This is a genomic window from Burkholderia sp. BCC1644 (assembly GCF_902833225.1).
GTDB lineage: Bacteria > Pseudomonadota > Gammaproteobacteria > Burkholderiales > Burkholderiaceae > Burkholderia.
This window is the reverse complement of record NZ_CADFEI010000025.1, coordinates 18780-40814: the sequence shown is the minus strand read 5'-3', so window position 1 is coordinate 40814 and position 22035 is coordinate 18780. Positions and strand designations below refer to the sequence as shown.

19 protein-coding genes, 1 tRNA gene and 1 pseudogene are annotated in these 22035 nt (G+C 65.2%); 7 read left to right on the top strand and 14 right to left on the bottom strand.

Annotated elements, in window-relative coordinates:
- The gene (locus HWX87_RS33920) at positions 1 to 1560 is read left to right on the top strand and encodes a DHA2 family efflux MFS transporter permease subunit (protein WP_176051235.1); all 1560 of its coding nucleotides are present in this window, start codon (positions 1 to 3) and stop codon (positions 1558 to 1560) included.
- Between the two features lie 105 nt (positions 1561 to 1665).
- Here HWX87_RS33920 and truB read toward each other — a convergent pair whose 3' ends face one another.
- The 9 genes from truB to HWX87_RS33875 all read right to left on the bottom strand — a co-directional run bounded on the left by truB (position 1666) and on the right by HWX87_RS33875 (position 13825).
- Entirely contained in the window at positions 1666 to 2598 is a 933-nt protein-coding gene (gene truB, locus HWX87_RS33915; protein ID WP_176051234.1) for a tRNA pseudouridine(55) synthase TruB, read from the bottom strand.
- 13 nt (positions 2599 to 2611) lie between these two features.
- Complete coding sequence (gene rbfA, locus HWX87_RS33910) at positions 2612 to 3010, bottom strand: 30S ribosome-binding factor RbfA (RefSeq protein ID WP_176051233.1); 399 nt, start codon at positions 3008 to 3010, stop codon at positions 2612 to 2614.
- A gap of 114 nt (positions 3011 to 3124) precedes the next feature.
- Entirely contained in the window at positions 3125 to 6037 is a 2913-nt protein-coding gene (infB, locus tag HWX87_RS33905; RefSeq protein WP_176051232.1) for a translation initiation factor IF-2, read from the bottom strand.
- 91 nt (positions 6038 to 6128) lie between these two features.
- Positions 6129 to 7604: a transcription termination factor NusA gene (gene nusA / locus HWX87_RS33900; RefSeq protein WP_176051231.1), complete on the bottom strand. Its 1476-nt coding sequence runs from the start codon at positions 7602 to 7604 to the stop codon at positions 6129 to 6131.
- The gene (rimP, locus tag HWX87_RS33895; protein ID WP_011351796.1) at positions 7604 to 8062 is read right to left on the bottom strand and encodes a ribosome maturation factor RimP; all 459 of its coding nucleotides are present in this window, start codon (positions 8060 to 8062) and stop codon (positions 7604 to 7606) included. Before rimP ends, nusA begins: the two co-directional genes overlap by 1 nt.
- A 460-nt stretch (positions 8063 to 8522) precedes the next feature.
- Complete coding sequence (rluB, locus tag HWX87_RS33890; RefSeq protein WP_176051230.1) at positions 8523 to 10274, bottom strand: 23S rRNA pseudouridine(2605) synthase RluB; 1752 nt, start codon at positions 10272 to 10274, stop codon at positions 8523 to 8525.
- Positions 10275 to 10334: 60 nt separating this feature from the next.
- Positions 10335 to 11372, bottom strand: a complete 1038-nt coding sequence (gene scpB, locus HWX87_RS33885; RefSeq protein WP_176051229.1) for an SMC-Scp complex subunit ScpB — start codon at positions 11370 to 11372, stop codon at positions 10335 to 10337.
- Positions 11373 to 11644: 272 nt separating this feature from the next.
- On the bottom strand, positions 11645 to 12847 hold the full coding sequence (locus HWX87_RS33880) for a pyridoxal phosphate-dependent aminotransferase (RefSeq protein WP_176051228.1): 1203 nt from the start codon (positions 12845 to 12847) through the stop codon (positions 11645 to 11647).
- Positions 12848 to 12922: 75 nt separating this feature from the next.
- Positions 12923 to 13825, bottom strand: a complete 903-nt coding sequence (locus HWX87_RS33875; protein WP_124454817.1) for a LysR family transcriptional regulator — start codon at positions 13823 to 13825, stop codon at positions 12923 to 12925.
- A gap of 431 nt (positions 13826 to 14256) precedes the next feature.
- On the opposite strand from HWX87_RS33875, the pseudogene HWX87_RS33870 reads away from it, so the two are divergent.
- Both HWX87_RS33870 and HWX87_RS38155 read left to right on the top strand, forming a co-directional pair.
- A pseudogene (locus HWX87_RS33870) lies at positions 14257 to 14643 on the top strand (transposase); the annotation flags it as partial.
- A gap of 210 nt (positions 14644 to 14853) precedes the next feature.
- Positions 14854 to 15105: a hypothetical protein gene (locus HWX87_RS38155; RefSeq protein ID WP_244137808.1), complete on the top strand. Its 252-nt coding sequence runs from the start codon at positions 14854 to 14856 to the stop codon at positions 15103 to 15105.
- Positions 15106 to 15300: 195 nt separating this feature from the next.
- On the opposite strand, the gene HWX87_RS33860 is transcribed toward HWX87_RS38155, so the two are convergent.
- Positions 15301 to 15618, bottom strand: a complete 318-nt coding sequence (locus HWX87_RS33860; RefSeq protein ID WP_176051226.1) for a hypothetical protein — start codon at positions 15616 to 15618, stop codon at positions 15301 to 15303.
- A gap of 157 nt (positions 15619 to 15775) precedes the next feature.
- Here HWX87_RS33860 and HWX87_RS33855 point away from each other — a divergent pair, with 157 nt between their 5' ends.
- The 3 genes from HWX87_RS33855 (at position 15776) to HWX87_RS33845 (ending at position 17386) form a co-directional block, all read left to right on the top strand.
- Positions 15776 to 16492, top strand: coding sequence for a YdcF family protein (locus HWX87_RS33855; RefSeq protein WP_176051225.1), 717 nt, complete (start codon positions 15776 to 15778; stop codon positions 16490 to 16492).
- Between the two features lie 221 nt (positions 16493 to 16713).
- Positions 16714 to 16992, top strand: coding sequence for a hypothetical protein (locus tag HWX87_RS33850; protein ID WP_175844316.1), 279 nt, complete (start codon positions 16714 to 16716; stop codon positions 16990 to 16992).
- Positions 16993 to 17128: 136 nt separating this feature from the next.
- On the top strand, positions 17129 to 17386 hold the full coding sequence (locus tag HWX87_RS33845) for a DNA-binding protein (protein ID WP_128842225.1): 258 nt from the start codon (positions 17129 to 17131) through the stop codon (positions 17384 to 17386).
- A 41-nt stretch (positions 17387 to 17427) separates the two neighbouring features.
- On the opposite strand, the gene HWX87_RS33840 is transcribed toward HWX87_RS33845, so the two are convergent.
- From HWX87_RS33840 to HWX87_RS33825, 4 genes are all read right to left on the bottom strand, one after another.
- On the bottom strand, positions 17428 to 17718 hold the full coding sequence (locus HWX87_RS33840; RefSeq protein WP_176051224.1) for a putative quinol monooxygenase: 291 nt from the start codon (positions 17716 to 17718) through the stop codon (positions 17428 to 17430).
- Between the two features lie 537 nt (positions 17719 to 18255).
- Entirely contained in the window at positions 18256 to 19464 is a 1209-nt protein-coding gene (gene bamC, locus HWX87_RS33835) for an outer membrane protein assembly factor BamC (protein WP_176051223.1), read from the bottom strand.
- 141 nt (positions 19465 to 19605) lie between these two features.
- A tRNA-Pro gene (locus tag HWX87_RS33830) sits at positions 19606 to 19682 on the bottom strand.
- A gap of 160 nt (positions 19683 to 19842) precedes the next feature.
- Complete coding sequence (locus HWX87_RS33825) at positions 19843 to 20556, bottom strand: methyltransferase domain-containing protein (RefSeq protein ID WP_176051222.1); 714 nt, start codon at positions 20554 to 20556, stop codon at positions 19843 to 19845.
- Between the two features lie 380 nt (positions 20557 to 20936).
- On the opposite strand from HWX87_RS33825, the gene HWX87_RS33820 reads away from it, so the two are divergent.
- Positions 20937 to 21752 (top strand): tyrosine-protein phosphatase, encoded by an 816-nt coding sequence (locus HWX87_RS33820; RefSeq protein ID WP_244137807.1) that lies wholly within the window; start codon positions 20937 to 20939, stop codon positions 21750 to 21752.
- Positions 21753 to 22035 lie beyond the last annotated feature (283 nt).

Here is a 22035-nt window from a genome sequence, read left to right as displayed (position 1 = left end):
ATGGCACAGGCTCCTGTCTCGTACCCGCCCTTGCAGGGCGGGAAACTTCTGCTCGGGACGATCGCGGTATCGCTCGCGGTGTTCATGAACGTGCTCGACACGTCCATCGCGAACGTCGCGATCCCGACCATCTCGGGCGATCTCGGCGTGTCGTCCGACCAGGGCACGTGGGTCATCACGTCGTTCGCGGTCGCGAACGCGATCTCGGTGCCGCTGACGGGCTGGCTGACCGATCGCTTCGGGCAGGTCCGCCTGTTCCTCGCGTCGATCATCCTGTTCGTCATCTCGTCGTGGATGTGCGGCCTCGCGCCGAGCCTGCCGTTCCTGCTCGCGTCGCGCGTGCTGCAGGGCGCGGTCGCCGGCCCGATGATTCCGCTGTCGCAATCGCTGCTGCTGTCGAGCTATCCACGTGCGAAGGCGCCGATGGCGCTTGCGCTGTGGTCGATGACGACGCTGATCGCGCCGGTCGCGGGCCCGATTCTCGGCGGCTGGATTTCGGACAACTACTCGTGGCCGTGGATCTTCTACGTGAACATCCCGGTCGGCATCGCCGCCGCGCTTGCGACGTGGTCGATCTATCGCGCGCGTGAATCGACGGTGCGCCGCGCGCCGATCGACGGCGTCGGCCTGGCACTGCTCGTGCTGTGGGTCGGCTCGCTTCAGATCATGCTCGACAAGGGCAAGGATCTGGACTGGTTCTCGTCGACGACGATCGTCGCGCTCGCGCTGATCGCGATCATCTCGTTCGCGTTCTTCGTGATCTGGGAGCTGACCGCCGAGCACCCCGTCGTCGACCTGTCGCTGTTCCGCCGGCGCAACTTCACGGGTGGTACGGTCGCACTGGCAGTCGGTTACGGGCTCTACTTCGGCAACCTCGTGCTGCTGCCGCTGTGGTTGCAGACCCAGATCGGCTACACGGCGACCGACGCCGGCCTCGTGATGGCACCGGTCGGGCTGTTCGCGATCCTGCTGTCGCCGTTGACCGGCAAGTTCCTGCCGCGCACCGATCCGCGCTACATCGCGACCGCCGCATTCCTGACGTTCGCACTGTGCTTCTGGATGCGCTCACGCTACACGACCGGCGTCGACGAATGGTCGCTGACGCTGCCGACGCTCGTACAGGGCATCGCGATGGCCGGCTTCTTCATCCCGCTCGTGTCGATCACGTTGTCCGGCCTGCCCGGCCACCGCATTCCCGCGGCGTCCGGCCTGTCGAACTTCGTGCGGATCATGTGCGGCGGCATCGGCACGTCGATCTTCCAGACCGCGTGGGATCACCGCAACAACTTCCATCACGCGCAACTGGTCGAACAGACGAACGTGTACAACCCGACGTTCAACCAGGCCGTCACGCAGATGGGCAACCTCGGGCTGACGCAGGACCAGGCACACGGGCTGATCAACAACCTGGCTACCCAACAGGCCGCCCAGCTCGGCGTGAACGACTTGTTCTACATCTCCGCGGCGATCTTCGTGTTGCTGATCGCACTGATCTGGATCACCAAGCCCGAGCGCTCGGGCGGCGGCGATGCCGGGGCGGCCGCGTCGGCGGCGCACTGATCACACGGAGCGCGATGCTGCAACGCTGACGCATCAAACAAAAAAGCCCGGTCGATTCGACCGGGCTTTTTCTTGTGCCGACTGCGGCGTACTCGCGCCGCTGCGTCAGGCCGCCGTCACAACGAGCCGTTCCGGTGCCAGTACGCCATTGGCCTTGCGCGCCACGCCGAGCAGCCGCGTGGCGTCGTAGACGCGCACACGCTCGCCGTCGGCCGCATCGATCGGCCCGAGCTCCGACAGCGGCAGACGCTGGCCGTGCAGGAACCGCTTCGCGGACGCGTCGTCGAGACGAACGAGCGGAAACGTCGACAACAACGCATCGACCGGCTGGAGCCATGCATCGCGCGCCGCTTCGGCTGCATCCGACAACGCATCGAGCGTCACCGCGTGTTCGAGCGTCAGCGCACCGACGCCCGTGCGACGCAGCATCGTCAGATGCGCGCCGCAACCAAGCGCCTCGCCGATGTCTTCCGCAAGCGTACGCACGTACGTGCCCTTGCTGCAGGTCACGCGAAACGTCACGTCGGGCAACTCGCAAGCGAGCAGTTCGAGCACATGAATCGTTACGTTACGACCTTCCCGCTCGACGGTCTGGCCCGCGCGCGCGTATTCGTACAGCGGCTTGCCATCTCGCTTGAGCGCCGAATACATCGGCGGCACCTGCACGATCTCGCCGGTGAAGCGCACGAGCGCGGCTTCTACCGCGGCCCGGTCGCATTCGACGGGCCGCGTGTCGATCACGTCGCCTTCCGCATCGCCGGTGGCCGTGCGCTGGCCAAGACGCATCGTCGCTTCGTAGGTCTTGTCAGCCTCGAGCAAATCCTGCGAAAACTTGGTCGCCTCGCCGAAACACAGCGGCAGCAGGCCCGACGCCAGCGGATCGAGCGTACCGGTGTGACCGGCTTTCTTCGCGAGGAGCAGGCGCTTCGCGCGAATCAGCGCATCGTTGCTCGACAGGCCGACCGGCTTGTCGAGCAGGAGGACGCCGTCCAGCACGCGCCGGGGCACACGCGGACGTTGGGGTGCTGCAGTCGTCATAGGCCGGTCGAGATCAGTCGTCCTTGGAGGGCGCGTCGGCCTCGTCGTCGTCCTTCGCGCGCGTCGCGTTCGCTTCCTTGATCAGGCGCGACATTTCGACGGCCTTCTCGATCGTCTGGTCGTAATGGAAATGCAGCGTCGGCACCGTATGAATGTGCAGGCGCTTGAACAGCAGGTTGTGCAGGTGGCCCGACGCGTGGTTCAGCGCCTCCTGCGTCTTTTCCGGATCGCCGGTGAGCGCAGTGAAGTAGACCTTCGCGTGCGCATAGTCCGGCGTGAGCTCCACGCTCTGGATGGTCACGATGCCGATACGCGGGTCTTTGACCTCGCGCATGATGAGTTCGGACAGATCGCGCTGAATCTGGTCGGCGATCTGAACGTTGCGATTGGGGGAAGTACGCTTCCTGGACATGATCGATCCGTGATCCGTTTATCAGGATAAAGCGGCGGCCATTGTCGGCACGCCACCATGAAAATGGGCGGGACAGGCCCAAGCCTGCCCCGCCCATGAGCCGATGTGCGACGATTACAGCGTACGCGCGACTTCGGTCACTTCGAAGACTTCGAACTGGTCGCCTTCGACGATGTCGTTGAAGTTCTTCACCGACATACCGCACTCGAAGCCTTGCTTCACTTCCTTCACGTCGTCCTTGAAGCGCTTCAGCGATTCGAGTTCGCCGGTGAAGATCACGACGTTGTTGCGCAGCACGCGCACCGACGACGAGCGCTTGACGATACCGTCCGTCACCATACAGCCGGCGACCGCACCGATCTTCGGCACCTTGAAGACCTGGCGCACCTCGACCATGCCGGTGATGACTTCGCGCTTCTCCGGCGCCAGCATGCCCGACATCGCCGCCTTCACCTCATCCACTGCGTCATAGATGATGTTGTAGTAACGGATGTCGATGCCGTTCGCCTCGGCCAGCTTGCGTGCCTGTGCATCCGCACGCGTGTTGAAGCCGATGATGACCGCCTTCGATGCCGTCGCGAGGTTGACGTCGTTTTCGCTGATGCCACCCACCGCGCTGTGCACGATCTGCACGCGCACTTCGTCGGTCGACAGCTTGAGCAGCGACTGCACGAGTGCTTCCTGCGAACCCTGCACGTCTGCCTTGATGATGAGCGGCAGGTTCTGCACTTCGCCTTCGCCCATCTGTTCGAGCATGCTTTCCAGCTTCGCGGCCTGCTGCTTCGCCAGCTTCACGTCGCGGAACTTGCCTTGACGGAACAGGGCGATTTCACGCGCCTTGCGCTCGTCCGGCAGCACGATCACTTCTTCGCCCGCGCCCGGCACTTCCGACAGACCCTGGATTTCGACCGGGATCGACGGGCCGGCTTCCTTCGCCGGCTTGCCGTTCTCGTCGAGCATCGCACGCACGCGGCCGTAGGCCGTACCGGCCAGCACGATGTCGCCGCGATTCAGCGTACCGGACTGCACGAGGATCGTCGCGACCGGGCCTTTGCCCTTGTCGAGCTTCGCTTCGATCACGATGCCCTTGGCCGGTGCTTCGACCGGTGCCTTCAACTCCAGCACTTCGGCTTGCAGCAACACGTTCTCGAGCAGATCGTCGATACCCGCGCCCGTCTTGGCCGACACCGGCACGAACGGCGAATCGCCACCGTACTCTTCCGGCACGACGCCTTCCGCGACCAGCTCCTGCTTGACGCGATCGAGGTTCGCGTCCGGCTTGTCGATCTTGTTGATCGCCACGACGATCGGCACACCACCCGCCTTCGCGTGGGCGATGGCTTCCTTCGTCTGCGGCATCACGCCGTCGTCGGCTGCCACCACCAGCACCACGATGTCGGTCGCCTTCGCGCCGCGTGCACGCATTGCCGTGAACGCTTCGTGACCCGGCGTATCGAGGAACGTGATGACGCCACGCGGCGTGTCGACGTGATAAGCGCCGATGTGCTGCGTAATGCCGCCCGCTTCGCCAGCGGCAACCTTCGCGCGGCGGATGTGGTCCAGCAGCGAGGTCTTGCCGTGGTCGACGTGACCCATGACCGTGACGACCGGCGGACGCGGCAGTTGCTCCGCATCGGTACTCGTTTCGCCTTCGACCAGCAGCGCTTCCGGATCGTCCAGCTTCGCGGCAACCGCGCGATGGCCCAGTTCCTCGACGATGATCATCGCCGTTTCCTGGTCCAGCACCTGGTTGATCGTGACCATCTGGCCCATCTTCATCATCACCTTGATGACTTCGGAGGCCTTGATCGACATCTTGTGCGCGAGATCGGCAACCGACACGGTTTCCGGCACGTGCACTTCACGGACGATCGGTTCGGTCGGCGCCTGGAACGTCGAGCTGTCCTGGTGACGGCCGCGACCCTTCGGGCCGCCGCGCCAGCCGCGGTCGACGCCGCCGCTCGAATCGCCGCGCGTCTTGATGCCGCGGCGCTTCGACGCGTCGTCCTGCCAGCCACCCTTGCCTGCGGGCTTCTTGTTGCGGTCGCCCGCGCCTGCCGGCGCCTGCGTCGTTGCCGGGGTGGCAGCACCGGCCGGCTTCTTCACGGCCGGACGCGCCTGCGCGCCTTCCGGCTTCGCCGGCTTGTGCAGCGTACCCTTCGCTTCGGCCGGCTTCGGCGGCTCGACCGGCTTCGGCGGCTCGACTGCCTTGACCACGGCCTTGCGCGGCGTGTTCATCATTTCGCGGATCGCGCGTGCTTCGGCTTCTGCCGCCGCGCGACGCTTGCTGATCTCTTCCTGCTCGGCGCGCGCCTTGTCCGCCGCCTCGCGGGCTGCGTCCTCGGCCTTCTTCGCTGCTTCGCGCTGGGCCGCACGTTCGGCGGCCGCGCGTGCCTCGTCCTGCGCGGACTGTGCGCTTGCCGTTTCCTGCTCGGCCGCAGCAGCCTGCTGCGCTGCCGCCTGCTGCTGTGCCACAGCGGCTTCGGCCGCGGCACGCTTCGCCGCTTCTTCCTCGGCACGACGGCGCTCGGCTTCAGCCGCTTCCTCGCGGGCGCGGCGTTCGGCTTCGTCGCGCTCCAGGCGTTCCTGGCGCTCGCGCAGTTCCTGCGCCTGCTTCTCGAGCAGCTCGGCCTCGCGGCGCGCCTCTTCCTCGCGACGCTTCAGTTCCGCATCGTCGTCCGCTTCGGCGACCTGCGCCTGACCCTGTTCCGCACCCTCGCTCACGTCGTCGCGCTTGACGAACGTGCGCTTCTTGCGGACCTCGACCTGAATGGTGCGAGCCTTGCCCGTCGCGTCAGATTGCTTGATCTCCGACGTATGCTTGCGGGTCAGCGTGATCTTGCGCTTGTCGCCGTCGGTTGCGCCGTGCGACTTGCGCAAATGATCGAGCAGACGCGCCTTGTCCGTTTCGGACAGCGCATCGTCTTCACTCGCTTTCTGGACGCCCGCTGCCTGCAGCTGTTCGAGCAGCACACCAGCAGGCATTTTCAGTTCCGCGGCAAATTGGGCTACGTTGTTACTCGCCATTCATTCCTCTTAGTGCAAGGACCGATTCCTTGCGGTTAGCATCGGGTCAGGCCATACGGCCGCCATCAAATCAGTGCGCCATGGTCATTTCTCACTGGAACCAGTGTTCACGTGCTTTCATGATCAACGCCTTAGCGGCATCCTCTTCCATCCCGGTCATGTCGACCAGTTCATCCACAGCCAGCTCGGCGAGATCGTCCCGCGTCTGCACACCGTGTTCGGCCAGCTTCGCGAGCAGCTCCGGCGTGATGCCGTCGAGGCTCTTGAGATCCAGCGCTGCGTTCTCGACCTTTTCTTCGTTCGCGATGGCCATCGTCAACAGCGCGTCGCGTGCGCGGTTGCGCAGTTCGTGCACGGTGTCCTCGTCGAACGCTTCGATTTCGAGCATTTCGTTGAGCGGCACGTAGGCAATCTCTTCGAGGCTCGTGAAGCCTTCGTCGATCAGGATGTCGGCAACTTCTTCGTCGACGTCGAGACGCGCCATGAACAGTGCACGCAGCCGGTCGCGCTCTTCACCCTGCTTCAGGGCGGATTCGTCCGGCGTCATGATGTTGATCTGCCAGCCGGTCAGCTCACCGGCAAGGCGAACGTTCTGACCGCTGCGGCCGATCGCGACAGCCAATTCGTTCTCGTCGACGACGACGTCCATCGAATGCTTTTCTTCATCGACGACGATCGACTGGACAGCTGCCGGCGCGAGCGCGCCGATCACGAACTGGGCGGGATCCTCCGACCATAGCACGATGTCGATGTTTTCGCCACCGAGCTCGTTGCGCACGGCCTGCACGCGCGAACCGCGGATGCCGACGCAGGTGCCGATCGGATCGATCCGCTTGTCGTAGGCGATGACGCCGATCTTCGCGCGCACGCCCGGATCACGGGCAGCCGCCTTGATTTCGAGCAGGCCCTGCTCGATTTCCGGCACTTCCATCTCGAACAGCTTCATCAGGAATTCGGGCGCCGTACGCGACAGCTCGATCTGCGGGCCGCGCGCAGTGCGGTCGACCTTCGCGATGTATGCACGCACGCGGTCGCCCACGCGCAGGTTTTCCTTCGGGATCAGCTGATCGCGGCGCAGCAGCGCCTCGACACGGCCCGATTCGACGATGAAGTTGCCTTTGTCGAGGCGCTTCACCGTGCCGGTCATGATCTTTTCGCCACGCTCGAGGTAGTCGTTCAGGATCTGCTCGCGCTCCGCGTCGCGCACCTTCTGCAGGATCACTTGCTTCGCAGCCTGCGCGCCGATGCGGCCGAACTCGATCGACGGAACGGGTTCCTCGACATATTCGCCGACTTCGACGTCGGACTTCTGCTCACGTGCTTCGAACAGCAGGATCTCGCGATCCGGCTCCTGCAAGCCTGCCTCGTCGGGCACGACGAGCCAGCGACGGAAGGTTTCGTGCTCGCCGCTTTCGCGATCGATATGGACGCGGATTTCGGCGCCTTCGTCGAACAGCTTCTTGGAAGCGGACGCGAGCGCAGCCTCGAGGGCGCCCAGCACCACATCCTTGTCGACGTTTTTCTCGCGCGCCAGCGCATCCACCAGCATCAACACTTCGCGACTCATTATTTGCGGCTCCTAAAGTCAACTTGCGGAATCAGGCGGGCTTTGTCGATATCGGCCAGCGTGAAATCCAGCATGGCTGCCTCGCCCTTCTTCCCCTCAAATTCCAAACCGATCGTTTCGCCATTCGGCGCGTGCAGAATGCCCCGGTACGTCTTGCGCCCGTCCAGCGGCTTTTTCAAGGTCACGGAGACTTCGCTGCCAGCGAAGCGCTCGAAGTCGGCCAGCTTCTTCAACGGGCGGTCGAGCCCCGGGGACGAGACTTCGAGCCGTTCGTAATCGATGTTTTCGACCGTCAAGACGTGCTGGAGCTGACGCGTGACCTTTTCGCAATCTTCGAGCGAGATGCCGGCAGGCTGATCGATATAGATGCAAAGCATGCCGCGCCCGGTGCGCTCGAGATCCACCAGCTCGTAGCCGAGCCCGGTGACCGTGGTTTCTATCAGTTCCGTCAGTTGCACTGTGTCCTCTCAGGTGTTCGCGCCCGCCGCTCGCGATTCACCCGCGGGCGCGCGCCTTAGCCGGCGCAGGAAGCGCTACCCGAGATGCCTAACCGTTTCAGCAAAAAAAAATGGGCGGAACGCCCATCTTCTTACTGGTGGTCGCACCTGAGCCGCACATTGAATCCGTACGCCCAGCGACTTCGCGATTATAGCGATTTTTGGCGCAAACGCCAAGCCAGCCGGTAAAAGCAGCGCATCGCCCGCCTTTACCGACCCAAAAATGCGAAATCGGGTTATCCGATCAGCCTGCACGATCCTGCCAGGCCGGAGATCGGTCATGCCGGCTGCGATGCAGCGGCATGCGACATATATATATAGTCGAAAGCGATCAGCGCAATACGCCGTGCCGGCAAGATCGGCGGGATGCCGATCCGGCCAGCACACCGGCGGCTTTGCGCCGCCGTGCGCCAATACGCGTTTAGCGGCTGCGCGTACGGCTGCGCTGCGGACGCTGGCCGCCGCGCGGACCGCCGCCGTTGCCGGCGCCTTCAGCCCGATTGCCGTTCGGGTTGCGATTGCCGCCACCCTTGCTGCCGCCACGCTTGCCGCCCGCGCCTTCGCGCTTGGGGCCTGCGCCATACGATGCGCGATTGCCGTCGACATCACGGCCGCCGCCTGCGCGATTGCCGTCGCGGCCGCCTGCACCCCGGTTGCCATCACGACCACCGCCGGTCCGGTTACCGTAGCCCGACGGCGAAACCGGCAGGCTGCCGTAGCCGCTCAGGCCCGGCAGGCCCGGCGCGCCGCGCCGGCCGCCACCGCGACGCGGCTGGTCGAGCTGACCGTGCGTCGTCAGCACCGGCTCACGGCTGATGAAACCCATCGACGTCTCCATCGGATCGGGCTGGCGGCGCTCGACCTGACCCGCACCGCCGCGCTTGCCCTTCTCCTCGGTCGGCGCCTTCAGGCCAACGGTCGCCATCAGCTTGCGGACTTGCGCGTCGTCGAGCTCTTCCCAGCGACCGCGCTTCAAGCCGCGCGGCAGCGGGATCGGGCCGTGACGCGTACGGATCAGGCGGCTCACCATCAGGCCGACCGCCTCGAACATCCGGCGCACTTCGCGGTTGCGGCCTTCGGCCAGCGCGACGTGATACCAGTGGTTCGTCCCTTCGCCGCCGCCATCGCGGATGCGCAGGAAATTCGCCGGGCCGTCATCGAGCTCGACGCCGTGCAGCAGCTTCTGCCGCATCCCTTCGGGCAGTTCGCCGACGACGCGCACCGCATACTCACGCTCGACGCTGTAGCGCGGGTGCATGAAGCGGTTCGCGAGGTCACCCGAAGTCGTCAGCATCAGCAGACCTTCGGTATTGAAATCGAGGCGGCCGACCGCAAGCCATTTCGCCGTCTTCATCGGCGGCAGGCGATCGAACACCGACGGACGGCCTTCCGGATCCGCGTGGCTGACGATCTCGCCCGTCGGCTTGTGGTACAGCAGCACGCGCGGCGGCTTGTTCGGCAGCTTGCGCTTGACCGGCTTGCCGTTGATCCGCACCTGGTCGGTCGGCATGATGCGCTGGCCGATGTGCGCCGGCTCGCCGTTCACCGACACGCGGCCGGCAACGATCAATTCTTCCATTTCGCGGCGCGAGCCCATGCCCGCCTCCGCCAGCACCTTGTGAAGCTTCGGCGCGTCGTCGTCGGGCGACAGCACGCGCTTGTTCGCCGGCTGGCTGCGGCCGCGGCGCAGCATCGGCGCACGCACGCCACTGCCGCCCGCGGAGTTGTCCGCGTCGAATGCGGGGGACGTCACGTACTCGAACAGTTCGTCGTGGGACGCATCGCTTTCCGCCTTCACCGGGGCGCCTTCAGCCTTCGGCGCACCGCGGCGGCCCTGACCGCCCTGGCCAGCCTTGGCCGCGCCTTCGCGCTTCGCGGCCGGCTTGCGGCCACCCTTGGGAGCACCTTCCTTGTTGCGCGGCGCACGCGCCGGCTGCGCTTCGGCAGCCTCGGCCGGCGGCGCATCCGCGCCTTCGGCGCCCGGCTGCTCGCCTTCGGCGCCCTTCGACTTGGCTGCCGCGCGACGCCGCGCGATCAGGCTGCGCGGGCCGCGCCGCAAACCGCGGCGGGGACGCTCGTCGCCACCGGCCGAAGCGTCCTGCTCCGGCGCATCGTCGGCGCGCGCTGCCTGCACGGCAGGCGCGGACGATTCAATATCGTGGATATCTGTCAAAACAACCTCAAAATGTCAGGTCTCGCGCCCGGCGCGGGCGCGGCAAGATGTTGGCCGCGATCAGGCGCGACGCTGTTCAGGTTCTGCTTCGTCGTCCGGCAACGCGTCGGCGCCGATGGGCGCGCTGGCGCTTCGTACGGCATCCGCGAGACTGTCGGACGTGTCGTCCAGCATCTCGTCGTCCGCGGGACGGGAACGGGACGCGTTGGCCTGCTCAGCCTCGCCGGGCATGACGCCGGCCGCTTCCGCTCCGTCTCCGGCAGCCGCTTCGGCGGCCGGCTTGCGATCTTCCTCGCTCCAATCCGCGCGCAGCGGCTCGGGCTGCACACCGGTCGGCACTGCTTCGGCGCCAACCTGTTCCATTTGTTCCGCGTGCCCGCGATCAGCCTCGAGCGTATCGCGACCCGGAATTTCCTGCGTCGACGCGACGTCGGCCACGGGATCACCCGGCAATTCGACCGACTGGCCGACCGATGCGTCATCCGTCAGCGCCTGCGGCAGATCGCCCGCTGCGTCGTCGGCAACCGGCACGCCGTCGTCGAAATCCATCGCCTGCTGCGCAAGCAGCGCGGCCTCGATGTTCGCGGCCGGCTCTTCGAGCGCAGGCAGGTCGTCGAGCGCCTTCAGGCCGAGGTCGTCGAGAAACTGCTTGGTCGTCGCATACAGCGCCGGGCGGCCCGGCACGTCACGATGGCCGATCACCTCGATCCAGCCGCGATCCTCGAGTTGCTTGACCACCTGCGTATTGACCGTGACGCCGCGAATCTCTTCGATGTCGCCGCGCGTGACGGGCTGCCGGTACGCGATGATCGCCAGCGTTTCGAGCACCGCGCGCGAATACTTCGGCGGCTTCTCGGGATGCAGGCGATCCAGATAATGACGCATCGCCGGCTTGCTCTGAAAGCGCCATCCGGTCGCCAGCGCCACCAGTTCGACACCGCGGCCGGACCAATCCTGTTTCAGATCTTCGAGCAACGTGCGGACCGTGTCAGCCGACACGCCGTCGGCAAAGAGCTTGCGCAAATCGCCGAGTTTCAGCGGTTCCTGCGCGCAGATCAAAGCAGTCTCGAGGACGATCTTCGCCTCTTGGGTATTCATGCAGCTAGGCCAGACCCTGTGGTCAAACGAACCGGATCAACAAACAGACGAAAGGAACGGAAGACGCGCTCGCCCGATTCTGATCGGTCATATTGATGGGAGCACGAACCGGGGGCGGCGAACCAACTTCAGGCCAGGCCCAAACCGGACGGAACAGCACGGCTCAACGACGGAACCGCGTGACTGAGCGCCATATTACGCAAAATTGCCCGGTGCGTAAAGATGAGCCGAGCGGGTCGCCGCCAGTCCGGCCCGCGTGCTCCGGCCCTGCTTCAGCGGGCGGCCGAACCGCGCTCAAGGAACCGGCGCAGCCGCTCGACGCCCGCATCGAGCCGGGCCGGATCGCACGCGTAGCACCACCGTACGAATCCCTCGCCCTCCGGGCCGAACGCACGCCCCGGCGCCAAGCCGATGCCCGCCTCGCGCACGAGCCTCTTGCAGAACGCCAGACTGTCGGCCGCGCCGGGCAGGCGCAGGAACAGGTACATCGCACCCGGCGGAGGCGGCACCTCGACATCCGGCAACGTCCGCAGCGCGGCGACCAGGTGATCGCGCGCGTCGCGCAGTGACGCGACGAACGACCGCACGAACGGCTCGCCGTCGCGCAGCGCAACTTCGCCCGCGGCCTGCACGAAGCCTGGCGCGCACGACGTGTTGTATTCGACGAGCTTCGACAGGTCGCCCGTCACCGATGCCGGTGCGACGAGCCAGCCGAGCCGCCAGCCCGTCATCGCCCACGCCTTCGAGAACGAATTCACGACGACGACCCGCTCGTCGCGCGTGGCGATATCGAGAAACGACGACGCGCCGCCCGCATCGAACGCGAGCCGTTCGTACACTTCATCGGCAACCAGCCAGATGCCGTAGCGACGGCAATGGGCAAGCACGGCCTGCTGGTCGTCGCGCGACATCGTCCAGCCGGTCGGGTTGTTCGGCGAATTGATCAGGAGCATCCGCGTGTCAGGCGTCAGCGCAGCGAGCAGCCGCCCGACATCGAGCCGCCAGCCTGCGTCGCCATAACCGAGCGGTACGCATTCGACGTGCGCGCCGAGGATCTTCGGAATTTCGACGAGATTCGGCCACAACGGCGTGACCGCGACGACGCGCTCCCCCGGACCGACCAGCATCTGCGCGGCCAGCATCAGCGCGCTCACCCCGGAACTCGTCACGGCTACCGTGTCGGCCGCCGTCGCGCCATGGCGCGCGCTGACATAGGCCGCGATCGCCGCGCGCAGCGGCGCGGTGCCGAGGTTGTGCGTGTAGAAGGTCGCGCCGTCGCGCAGCGACGCCGCAGCGGCGTCGCGGATGAAATCCGGCGTTACGCGATCGGATTCGCCGAACCAGAACGGCAGCATGTCGGGCACGCCGAAGCCGGCGTTCGCCACTTCCCGGATCAGCGACGGACGCAACGCATGCACCGCGGCGCGCGCCGCCGGCCGGCCGGTCACCGGAAGGAAATCATCGGAATGCACCATCGAGTACCACCGTCGAGGAACACGATCCGCGTAGTGTACCGGCCCGCAAGCCCGGCCGGCGCAAGCCGGCGCACGTCAGTCGAGGTCCTCTGCCCGCGCCGGCATTTGCCGCACGAGTTCCCAGATCGCCTGCGCCGCGGGCGACAACGACCGGTCGCGGCGGCGCACCAACTCGACCGTCCGCTCGGTGCGCGGCGTGAGCGGCCGCGCGACCAGCGTCGAACCGGCCGGGAGCGGCAGCGACAGCCACGGCTGCACGCTCACGCCGACGCCCGCCTCGACCAGCCCGAACACCGTCGCCGAATGCCCGAGCTCCTGCATGACCGTCGCATTGACGTGATGGGCGGCCAGCGCGGCATCGATCAGCGGCCGGCTGCCCGACGCGTGATCGAGCAACACGAGACGCTCACCGTCCAGCGCCGTCCAAGGCACCTCGGCCCGCGCCGCGAGCGGATGGTCGGCACGCGCGACGAGACAGAACGAATCGGTCATCAACGGCTCGCACACGAGATCGGCGACCGTCAGCGGCCCGATCACGACGCCAAAGTCGACTTCACTCGACTTCACCTTGCGCAAGACGTCGCTCTGTACGTCGTCGCGCAGACCCAGCGTCACAAACGGGAACTGGCGCTCACACGACGCGACCACACGCGGCATCAGCCGGCAGGCGATCGTCGGGCTCGCCGCGACGATCACGCGCCCGCGGCGCTGCTCGCCAATCTCGCGAATCTCGCGCAGCGTGTCGTCGAGATCGTCGATCAGGCGCGACACGCTCGCGATCAGGTTCGCGCCGACGTCGGTCAGTTGCACGTCGCGCGTCGTGCGGTCGATCAGCTTCAGCCCGAGCTCGGCCTCGAGTTCGCGCACGCAGCGGCTGACCGCGGACTGCGTGAGCCCGATCTCGTCGCCCGCGCGACTGAAGCTCCTGAGCCGCGCGACCTCGATGAATACGCGAAGCTGGCGCAGCGTGACGTTCATCCCCAGACCTCATCAATCGTCGATATCGATGCGCGATTTTAATGCGCGAATCCGGCCTCGATGTGCGAATCCGGCACCCGCCGCGAATGTTTCGCTGCGGTGCAATACATCGCCAAACGCACGTGGTGCGGGCGAACTGCACAAGATTGGTGATTGTCCCGATTTGCTGGCGGGTTATTTTGGCGTCTTATACGCCCCTAGCTGACTTAGCCGTTAGCTCGCTGCCAAGCGGCTCTCGAGGGATTCACCTCCGACATGGCACGCTTCGTGCATTACCTGGCGCACAGGGCGCAGGTTTCGTCGGACGGAAGAGCAGAAACGCCGCTGCCGGCCAACCGGACGCCCCCACCCGGCACTCGACGATCGAGTGCTTGAAGAGTGCGCGGCGCAGGGCAGCGCACCGGAGTTAGCTTCGCTGAGGTGAGGACATGATGCTGTTCGACGATTTGAGAGATAACGAGTGGGCGCTGGTCGAGGGTCTGTTTTGCTCGGAACCCGCACGGAGTGAACGGCGCGGCCGTCCCCGCGTGGAAGCCCGCTCGGTGGTCAACGCCGTGCTGTGGGTGCTGTCGACGGGTGAAGGCTGGTCGAAGCTGCCGGGCCGCTACCCGTCGCCGCCGACCTGCCGCCGTCGCTTCGACGAATGGCAGGCGGACGGCACGCTCGCCGAAATCGTGAAGCGACTCGGCACGAGCGGCCGGCAGATCTCGCTGCGCGGGCGCATCGGCGCAAGCGCTGCGAAGCCGCCTGCACCGCCGAGCCGCGATCGGCTGCGCGGCGCCTTCTGGACCAACCCGGAATCCTGGCGCGCGCCCGTCAAGATGGCGTAACGTATGCTCGATCGGGCGGCTTCGGCCGCCCGGTTTCTTTCTGCGACGCGACCTTTTCGCGGCGCCTGCATTGCCGTCGATTACCGTTGTCGTGCCGAGATACATCTATTTACCAATATTTACAGCAAGCCTGCACTCCCGCGCTTACCTTAGCGACATATCAACAGGCCGCGTCGACGGCTTGAAGGGAGCCCCGCCATGAAACCAATGTCACTGCTCGTTGCATGCGGCATTGTCATTTCCCTGGCACTGACCGCTCCAGCCCATGCCGACGATCGCACGAAGCCGCCTCATCGCCAGCAGGATCACCGGAATACCCTCCGCCAGCCGCCGTCCGCCAACGCGTCCGGCCGGCAGACCGTACCGCGCGGCGACCTGCGCGGCGACATTGCCAGCAACGCGCGGGCGCGCATCGGCTCGCAGCCGTCCGACGTGCCGCGTCATCCGTAGTCCTGCCGATTTCAGGAATTCGCCAAAGAAAATGACCGCTTTCGGGAACTGCGCCGCAAGCGACGAGTCACATCGTTGCCATGAGCACAGCGTGGCAACAGCAAAAGTATCCGGTACGCCCGTATCCTCGTGATACGGGCTTTTTTTTGGCATGACCGACCCGCGCGGCGACGCACGAGCCGGGATGATCCGCCGCTACAGGCGGCTTTCGAGAATCGCCACGGCGCTCGCTTCGCTCAACGCGTAGTCGTCCATGCGGCGATCGGTCCAGGAAAGTAATTTCTCGTCATGCTCGAGGCGCGAGAATTCGGCTCGACCGCTGTCGGTCAGCACGGCGATGTCGACCGGGGCGTGGAAGCCCGGCGCGGGGGCAACGGTCTTCTGCCTGACCGTGTCCATCAGCCCGAGCGAACGGAGATACTCGAACACGCCCGGGCGGCGTGCCCACGGTACCTGGCGGTACTGCACTCGTCTCAATGCGTCGAGCACCGCTTCGTTGGAATACGTGGCCATCTCGATTCTTTCTTAAAGTGCAGCGACAATGCGAAGCGGCGCGCCGGGCGGGGTCTCCGCCCGCCGATACCGCCACCGATTCTGGAGGCCGACGTTCGGCGTCGCGTCAGGGCCGGATCGTCAGCCGTCCATAAAAAGACACCATACCCCAATCAAATTGATTCTGTTCGATTCATTTGTACTTCTCTTCATCTGTTTCATGCTCTGCCGCAAGCGGCGGAGAATCATCTCGATCGCCGCCGTTGCGCTGTTCTGGCTGCTCGCGACGGGCTGGCTCGCCGCGCCGCTGATCGCCTGGACCGAGGCTGGCGTCACGCCGGTCGAGCACCCGGACATGCATGGGCGGACCACGCTGATTCTCATCGGCGCCGGCACGCACCGCACCGACAACGGGCTGCGCCCGCCACCCGACGGCGCCGCGCGCATCCACAAGACTGCGGTGCTCTATCGCACGTGCCGGCAGCAGGCCGAACGCTGCACCGTGGTGATGTCGGGCGGCGACCCGCAGCGTCACGGAGAAACCGAAGCAGCCGTATACGGGCGCCAACTCGTCGCGGAAGGCGTTGCTCCTGCCGACCTCGTTCTCGAACCGGACAGCCGCACGACCTACGAAAATGCGAAATTCACTGCGTCTATACTACGCTCACAGTATGACGACGCGCGCATTCTCGTCACCTCGTCGTACCAGATGCGCCGCGCGCTGCTCGATTTCCGCCGTTTCGGCATCGACCCGCAGCCCGTTTATGCGAATCGCCGGCTTGCCCAGACAGGCTGGCTGCCGCGCTGGCGCAATGTGGTCAATACCGAGCAGGCGCTGCACGAGCTGGTCGGCATCGCGCAATTCCACGTGTACCGGTGGCTCGGCTGGTTTTGAAAAATGCGGGAAAACGGGCGCGGAAATGGCGATTCCGCCCAGGATGGCATGCGCGTGACGAAGTACGCGAAGTGTTGCGCGACTTCAACGGGGCCTTGCGTCGCACCGTGATCCGATGCACATTGATCCGTCACTTTTGTTACACTCGACACGCACTCGATTGCAGTCGCCAGACAAAACGGCAACACTCGGGTTCATCACCACTTAGCGGAGGTAAAGCAATGAAGAAGACGTCCCTGGCTATCCTGGTAGCGATGTCGGCGCTGACTGGCGCAGCGTATGCGCAAGAGAGCACGCAGATCCAGACCATCACCGATCCGGCCAAGATCGCCGAGATCGAGCAGCGCGCACAAGCGCTGCAGCAGCAGCAAGCGGCTGAAGCCGCTCAGCCGGCGATGCAGGAAGAGCATCACCACGGCAAGAAGGCTGCTCATCACAAGGCAGCAGCGAAGAAGGCCGGCAAGAAGGCGGCCAAGGCCGCAGACGCTGCCAGCCAGTAAGTTCGGCGGCACCGCACAAGCGAAAAGCCGAATCCGGGCAACCGGGTTCGGCTTTTTTGGTTGCGGCGCCTGCGCGCTGTGCTAAAGTCGCGCACCGAAATTTTCCACCCGTGCGCACCCCGGTGCGGAGGACAGCATGAGCAACATTCAACTCGACATCGAGTGGACCGAAGCCGCCACTCGCCAGATCAAGCAACTGATGCCCCGTGGCTCAACCGACGCATTCCTCGCGCTGCCGCCGATCGAGTGCCTGCCGATGGAGGGCGACGTGCTGTTTCTCGGCCCGCAAGGCAAGCAGCAGCCGTTCATCGTGGCCGAGCGCCAGTATCACCATGACGGCGACGCCGACTGGACGATCATCCTGATCCTCGACGTCCCCAGCACGTCGCACTGACGCGCCGCTGCGACCGGATGCGTCCGGTCGCCCTGCCCGGCTCAGACGAGCTTCGACAGCACGCGGATTTCGGAGCTTTCGATCCAGTCCGCGGCCGCTTCCCGATAAGCGAGAATATGCGCGGAACGCGCATGGGCAGCCAGCGCCTCCTCGCTCCCCCAACGCTCGACGAATACGAAGCGCGCAGGCTCCTTCAGATCCCGGTGCAGGTCGTACTGCAATGCGCCGGCTTCGTTGCGGGTCGGCCCGACGATCCCTTCGAGCGCGGTGCGCAGTTTTTCCTCGGCACCCGGCTTCGCCACGATCAGCGCCACGACTGCAATTTCCGCCATTCCCGACTCCTTCATCGATAAAAGTCCGAGAATACGCGAATCACACGTCGCGCATCGGCCACGCCGATGCGACACGAACCGACGGCCCCAAAAAAATAGCCCGCGCTTCAGAGAAGCGCGGGCGAAACCGTCGCCCTACGAGGATAGGCGACGGGGCCATCGAGATCCGCACGCTGGCGCGGATCGTCATCGGTTGCACCGGCGCATGTCGCGCCGGCATTCGAAGACGCCGATACCGATGATCCGGCGCTCGCGGCGCCCGCCCGGCATCTGACGTCATCCTCCCTGTTTCAACAATTCCAACATATAAAGCAGGTTGCATGCCAGCCTTCTCACGCCGATCATTTCATTGATTTAAAAGGACATTTTTTTATGTCCGAGACAATGTGACACGTGTTCTGCCGCCGTAACGCGCGGATGTTACGTAACGTCACGAGGAGGGACCGAACCGCTCGCACATGCGCACACCGGAGCAAGCAGCCATGAAAAAAGCCCGCCGAATGGCGGGCTTTTCGGTGACGCAGGGAGGTATCGCGATCAGCGCAGCTGATTCACGAGCAGCCCCATGATCTGGCGTGCCGCGGACGTCGTGTCGATCGCCCCCGCATCGTCGACGATCGCAACGCGCGTCTGGTCGGCCGTGACCGCCTTCACGTTGACGCGGTACTGCTTCGCCTGCTTTTCCTTCTTGCCGTGGAACAGCTGGCTCCAGAAGCCCTGCTCGGCCGAGGTCAGATCCTTCGGATCGACGTAGCGCACGAAATACAGACCCTTCGTGCGATCGCGATCGTCGACCGTGAAGTTCGCGCGATCGAGCGCGAGGCCGACGTGCAGCCACGACCGGTCGTACGGCTCGCCGAGTGTGACTTCGGACGGCACAGCCGCGTCGGCCGCGTCGTTGCCTTGTGCCGACGTGCGCGTGACGTTCTGCGCGGCGACCGCCGCGGCAGCCTTGGACGATGCGTCGGCGTCGGCCTTCTTCTCCGCCGGTACCGTGTTGTCCTTGATGTTCGCGATAGGCGGCTCGCCGTTCTTCGCGCGCTGCGCATTCTGCGCGAGCACGGCCATCAACCGCTTCAGGTATTCAGTCTCGAGCGCCGGATCGTTCGGCTTCGGCTCCCACTTGCTCGAATCGTTGTTCGCACCCGTGATCGCCTCGCGCATGCCCTTCTGGCTGATGAACACGTAGGTGCCGCCGTTCGGCGCCGAATCGAGGCGCGTGCGGTACTTGTTGCGTTCGGCCGTCACGTACGAGTTGCCCATCGCCTTCGAGATCACGCTGCGGATCAGGCCGTCGTTGATCTGCGGATGGGTTTCGTTCCAGTCGGTTTCCATCACGCCCTTGTCGCGCTGGTCGACCACGAGCAGGAAGCCCTGCTCCTGCCAGAACCGGCGGACCTGCGGCCAGATGTCGGCCGGCTGCTTGGCGTCGATCACGAGCCAGCTCTCGGTGCCGTCGCGCTGGATATGCATGCCGGTCACGGTCGGTGCGACGGTGTCCAGCGCGGGCGCTGCCTGCTGGACCTGCTGAAGCGCAGACAGGGAAGTCGCGCCGCCCTGGGGCGGCAGCGAACGCTGATCGGCCGTCTCGTCGAGCATGTTGGGCGGCACTGCGAGCGACGCTTCCTTCGATTTCGAATCGCTCTTGTAGTCCACTTTCGTGGGCGACGACGTACCGCAACCGGCGACGAGCGCGCCGGTGGCGAGCACTGCAGCGAACCGCATGGTAAGACGAAGATCAGTCATGTTCGGGGAATCCTCTTCCGCTAAATCACGGCGCTTTCCGTGGATCAACCTTGCATTTTACCGGGGCCGCGCCGCGATGTGCAAAAAAGCGACGGGCAAGAAAAAACCCGCGCCAGCCTGAGCTGACGCGGGTTCTTTGTCTGGTCGGGGCGAGAGGATTTGAACCTCCGACCACCTGCACCCCATGCAGGTACGCTACCAGGCTGCGCTACGCCCCGAAAGAGGAAAAGTATAACAGACACTGTTCCGATTTAGAATCGGGTCGCATGCATTTTGTGAATGTTCTTGTGAAATTTTTTGGCCTGACGGCACGGCTGCACGTGCCCGTGCGCATGGCGGCACGCCTTGCGCACCGACCTCACGGCCCTTGCGTCGCATTCACCGCTTGCGCGCCACACAGATGACCGTCAATCCGGCGACGCGATTGAAGCGGAACATCGGCAACTCGATGCGACAGATCGTCTTGAGCAAGCCGTTGACGAGCGGATGGTGACGGCGCAGTTGCGATGCCGGCTCGCGCGGCTGCCGACGCGCCCGCTCGCCGAGCCGCAACGCGGCCGCCAGCGGAAACGTGAGACCGAAATAATAAGCGCCGTGCTCGACGTCGAGCTCCGCGCGACGCACCACCTCCTCGAGACTGCCTAGCGTATAGCGGCGCTTGTGCTCGAGAAAATCATCATGGCCGCTCCAGAGAAACTGGAACGCGGGCACCGTGATCAGGAACCGGCTGCCCGAAGGCGCGCCCCTCACGTACTGCGTCAGCAGACCGACGTCGTCGTCGACATGCTCGAGCACGTCCATCAGCAACACGAGATCGGCATCGAAGCGTTCGACGGATCGCCGAAAGTGAATGGGCTTGCCGGCCGTCTCCTCGTCGGTATCGTCGGCGTAGCTTGTGTCGACACACCATGCTTCCGATGCCTGCGTGCGCTCCAGCAGGTGCTTCGAGAAAAAGCCGGAGCCCGCTCCGACGTCGAGGATCCGGTTCGCGCCCGCCCCGCCCAGAAACCGTCGGACCGCGCTCGCCTTCGACGCGTAGTACCAGTGATCGCCTACCCCCGCACCCAGTACGTCGACTTCCTTCAGGTCCATGGCGCTTCCCCGTGATGGCTACCTGTTGTGATCGAACCAGCCACTGATGCCGATCTTACCTCGCCGTCGACGCCGATCGTATCCGTTGATGCACGGCCCGCGTCGACCAAGTCTCTCATCAAAAAGGACGATGGCCGATTCTCCTTAAATCGCTACCGTGCGGTTAGCCGGCGCGAGATCGACGCGCCCGGCGAACCGTCCGACTGCATGCCGATCGATCCGGCCCGCCCGGCTTTGCCGCGTTGCGCGAGACAGGAGGCGGCTTCGGTCACCCGCAGTCGCGACGTCTTGTAACCGTCTTCGACAAAGGGCATTGAATGCATCAGAAAAACGAAATCTCCCGTCGACAATTTCTCCGGCTGAGCGCCGGCACGATAGGCGTGGCGCTGGGGAGCGCGTCGCTGCTGTCGGCATGCGGCGGCGACTCGATCTCGGTCGCACCGGTCACGACGCCGCGGCTGGCTTCGGCATCGAACTTTCGCGACACGGCCGGGCCGGACGGCACCGGCTATGCAACGACCGGCGGCACGAAGATGAAGAAAGGCGTGATCTATCGCTCGTCTGCGCTCGCACTGTCCAGCGCCGACGTCGCGACCGTCGGCACGCTCGGCATCAAGCAGATCTGCGACCTGCGCACACCCGCCGAAATCAAGACGCAACCGGATGTGACGCTCGCCGGCGCCGCCTGGCAAAACCTCAACGTGCTCGGCGCCGCCAGCATCGATCCGCTCCCGACCAGCGGAGCAACCGCGACCGCTTTCATGCTGAGCATGTACCGCGCGTTCGTGACGTCGGACACCGCGCATGCGAGCTATCACGCGCTGTTCACCGGCTTCGCCGGCACGGGTGAAAACCTGGTGTTCCATTGCACGGCCGGCAAGGATCGCACCGGCTGGGCAACCGCCATCCTGCACACGATCGTCGGCGTCCCGCAGCAAACGATCGTCGACGACTACCTGCTGACCAACACGTACAGCGCAGCCGAAATCGCCGCCTCCGTCGCCCAGGCCCAAAAAGCCGGTGGGCAGAATGCAGCGGACATGATGACCGCATTGCAAGGCGCACACGCCGACTATCTGCAAGCGGCATTCGATCAGGTCACGGCTTCGTACGGCTCGATGGCGTCGTATATCGAGAACGGCCTGCAACTCGACCAGGCCACGCAGAACGCGATCCGGCAGCGCCTGCTGGTCTGACCGGCCGGCGCATCGCCCATCCGGGCAAACCCGCGCCAGCCAAGGCTCGCGACGGATTTGCCCGGTCGCCGCAAAAGGCCCCGGCCGACGCCCGGCAAAAACCAAACGACCGTTTGATCCGGCCGCCCGACCACCTCGAATCCATTGTCCCGCAGTCCGCCGGCGCACCACGCCCGCGCGCCCGTTGTTTGGTAACGCCGCTCTAGCACGCTATGACACACTGCACGGCATCGACGCTCGCGCCGTGCAGTGGCACGCGCCGCCGTCGATCACGACAAGACAT

Bases quoted from the DNA above. Each gene is read 5' to 3' on its own strand.
- HWX87_RS33920 (WP_176051235.1), top strand. From the start codon at position 1: ATGGCACAGGCTCCTGTCTCGTACCCGCCCTTGCAGGGCGGGAAACTT.
- truB (WP_176051234.1), bottom strand. From the start codon at position 2,598: ATGACGACTGCAGCACCCCAACGTCCGCGTGTGCCCCGGCGCGTGCTG.
- rbfA (WP_176051233.1), bottom strand. From the start codon at position 3,010: ATGTCCAGGAAGCGTACTTCCCCCAATCGCAACGTTCAGATCGCCGAC.
- infB (WP_176051232.1), bottom strand. From the start codon at position 6,037: ATGGCGAGTAACAACGTAGCCCAATTTGCCGCGGAACTGAAAATGCCT.
- nusA (WP_176051231.1), bottom strand. From the start codon at position 7,604: ATGAGTCGCGAAGTGTTGATGCTGGTGGATGCGCTGGCGCGCGAGAAA.
- scpB (WP_176051229.1), bottom strand. From the start codon at position 11,372: ATGAATACCCAAGAGGCGAAGATCGTCCTCGAGACTGCTTTGATCTGC.
- HWX87_RS33880 (WP_176051228.1), bottom strand. From the start codon at position 12,847: ATGGTGCATTCCGATGATTTCCTTCCGGTGACCGGCCGGCCGGCGGCG.
- HWX87_RS33875 (WP_124454817.1), bottom strand. From the start codon at position 13,825: ATGAACGTCACGCTGCGCCAGCTTCGCGTATTCATCGAGGTCGCGCGG.
- HWX87_RS38155 (WP_244137808.1), top strand. From the start codon at position 14,854: ATGAAACCAATGTCACTGCTCGTTGCATGCGGCATTGTCATTTCCCTG.
- HWX87_RS33860 (WP_176051226.1), bottom strand. From the start codon at position 15,618: ATGGCCACGTATTCCAACGAAGCGGTGCTCGACGCATTGAGACGAGTG.
- HWX87_RS33850 (WP_175844316.1), top strand. From the start codon at position 16,714: ATGAAGAAGACGTCCCTGGCTATCCTGGTAGCGATGTCGGCGCTGACT.
- HWX87_RS33845 (WP_128842225.1), top strand. From the start codon at position 17,129: ATGAGCAACATTCAACTCGACATCGAGTGGACCGAAGCCGCCACTCGC.
- HWX87_RS33840 (WP_176051224.1), bottom strand. From the start codon at position 17,718: ATGGCGGAAATTGCAGTCGTGGCGCTGATCGTGGCGAAGCCGGGTGCC.
- bamC (WP_176051223.1), bottom strand. From the start codon at position 19,464: ATGACTGATCTTCGTCTTACCATGCGGTTCGCTGCAGTGCTCGCCACC.
- HWX87_RS33825 (WP_176051222.1), bottom strand. From the start codon at position 20,556: ATGGACCTGAAGGAAGTCGACGTACTGGGTGCGGGGGTAGGCGATCAC.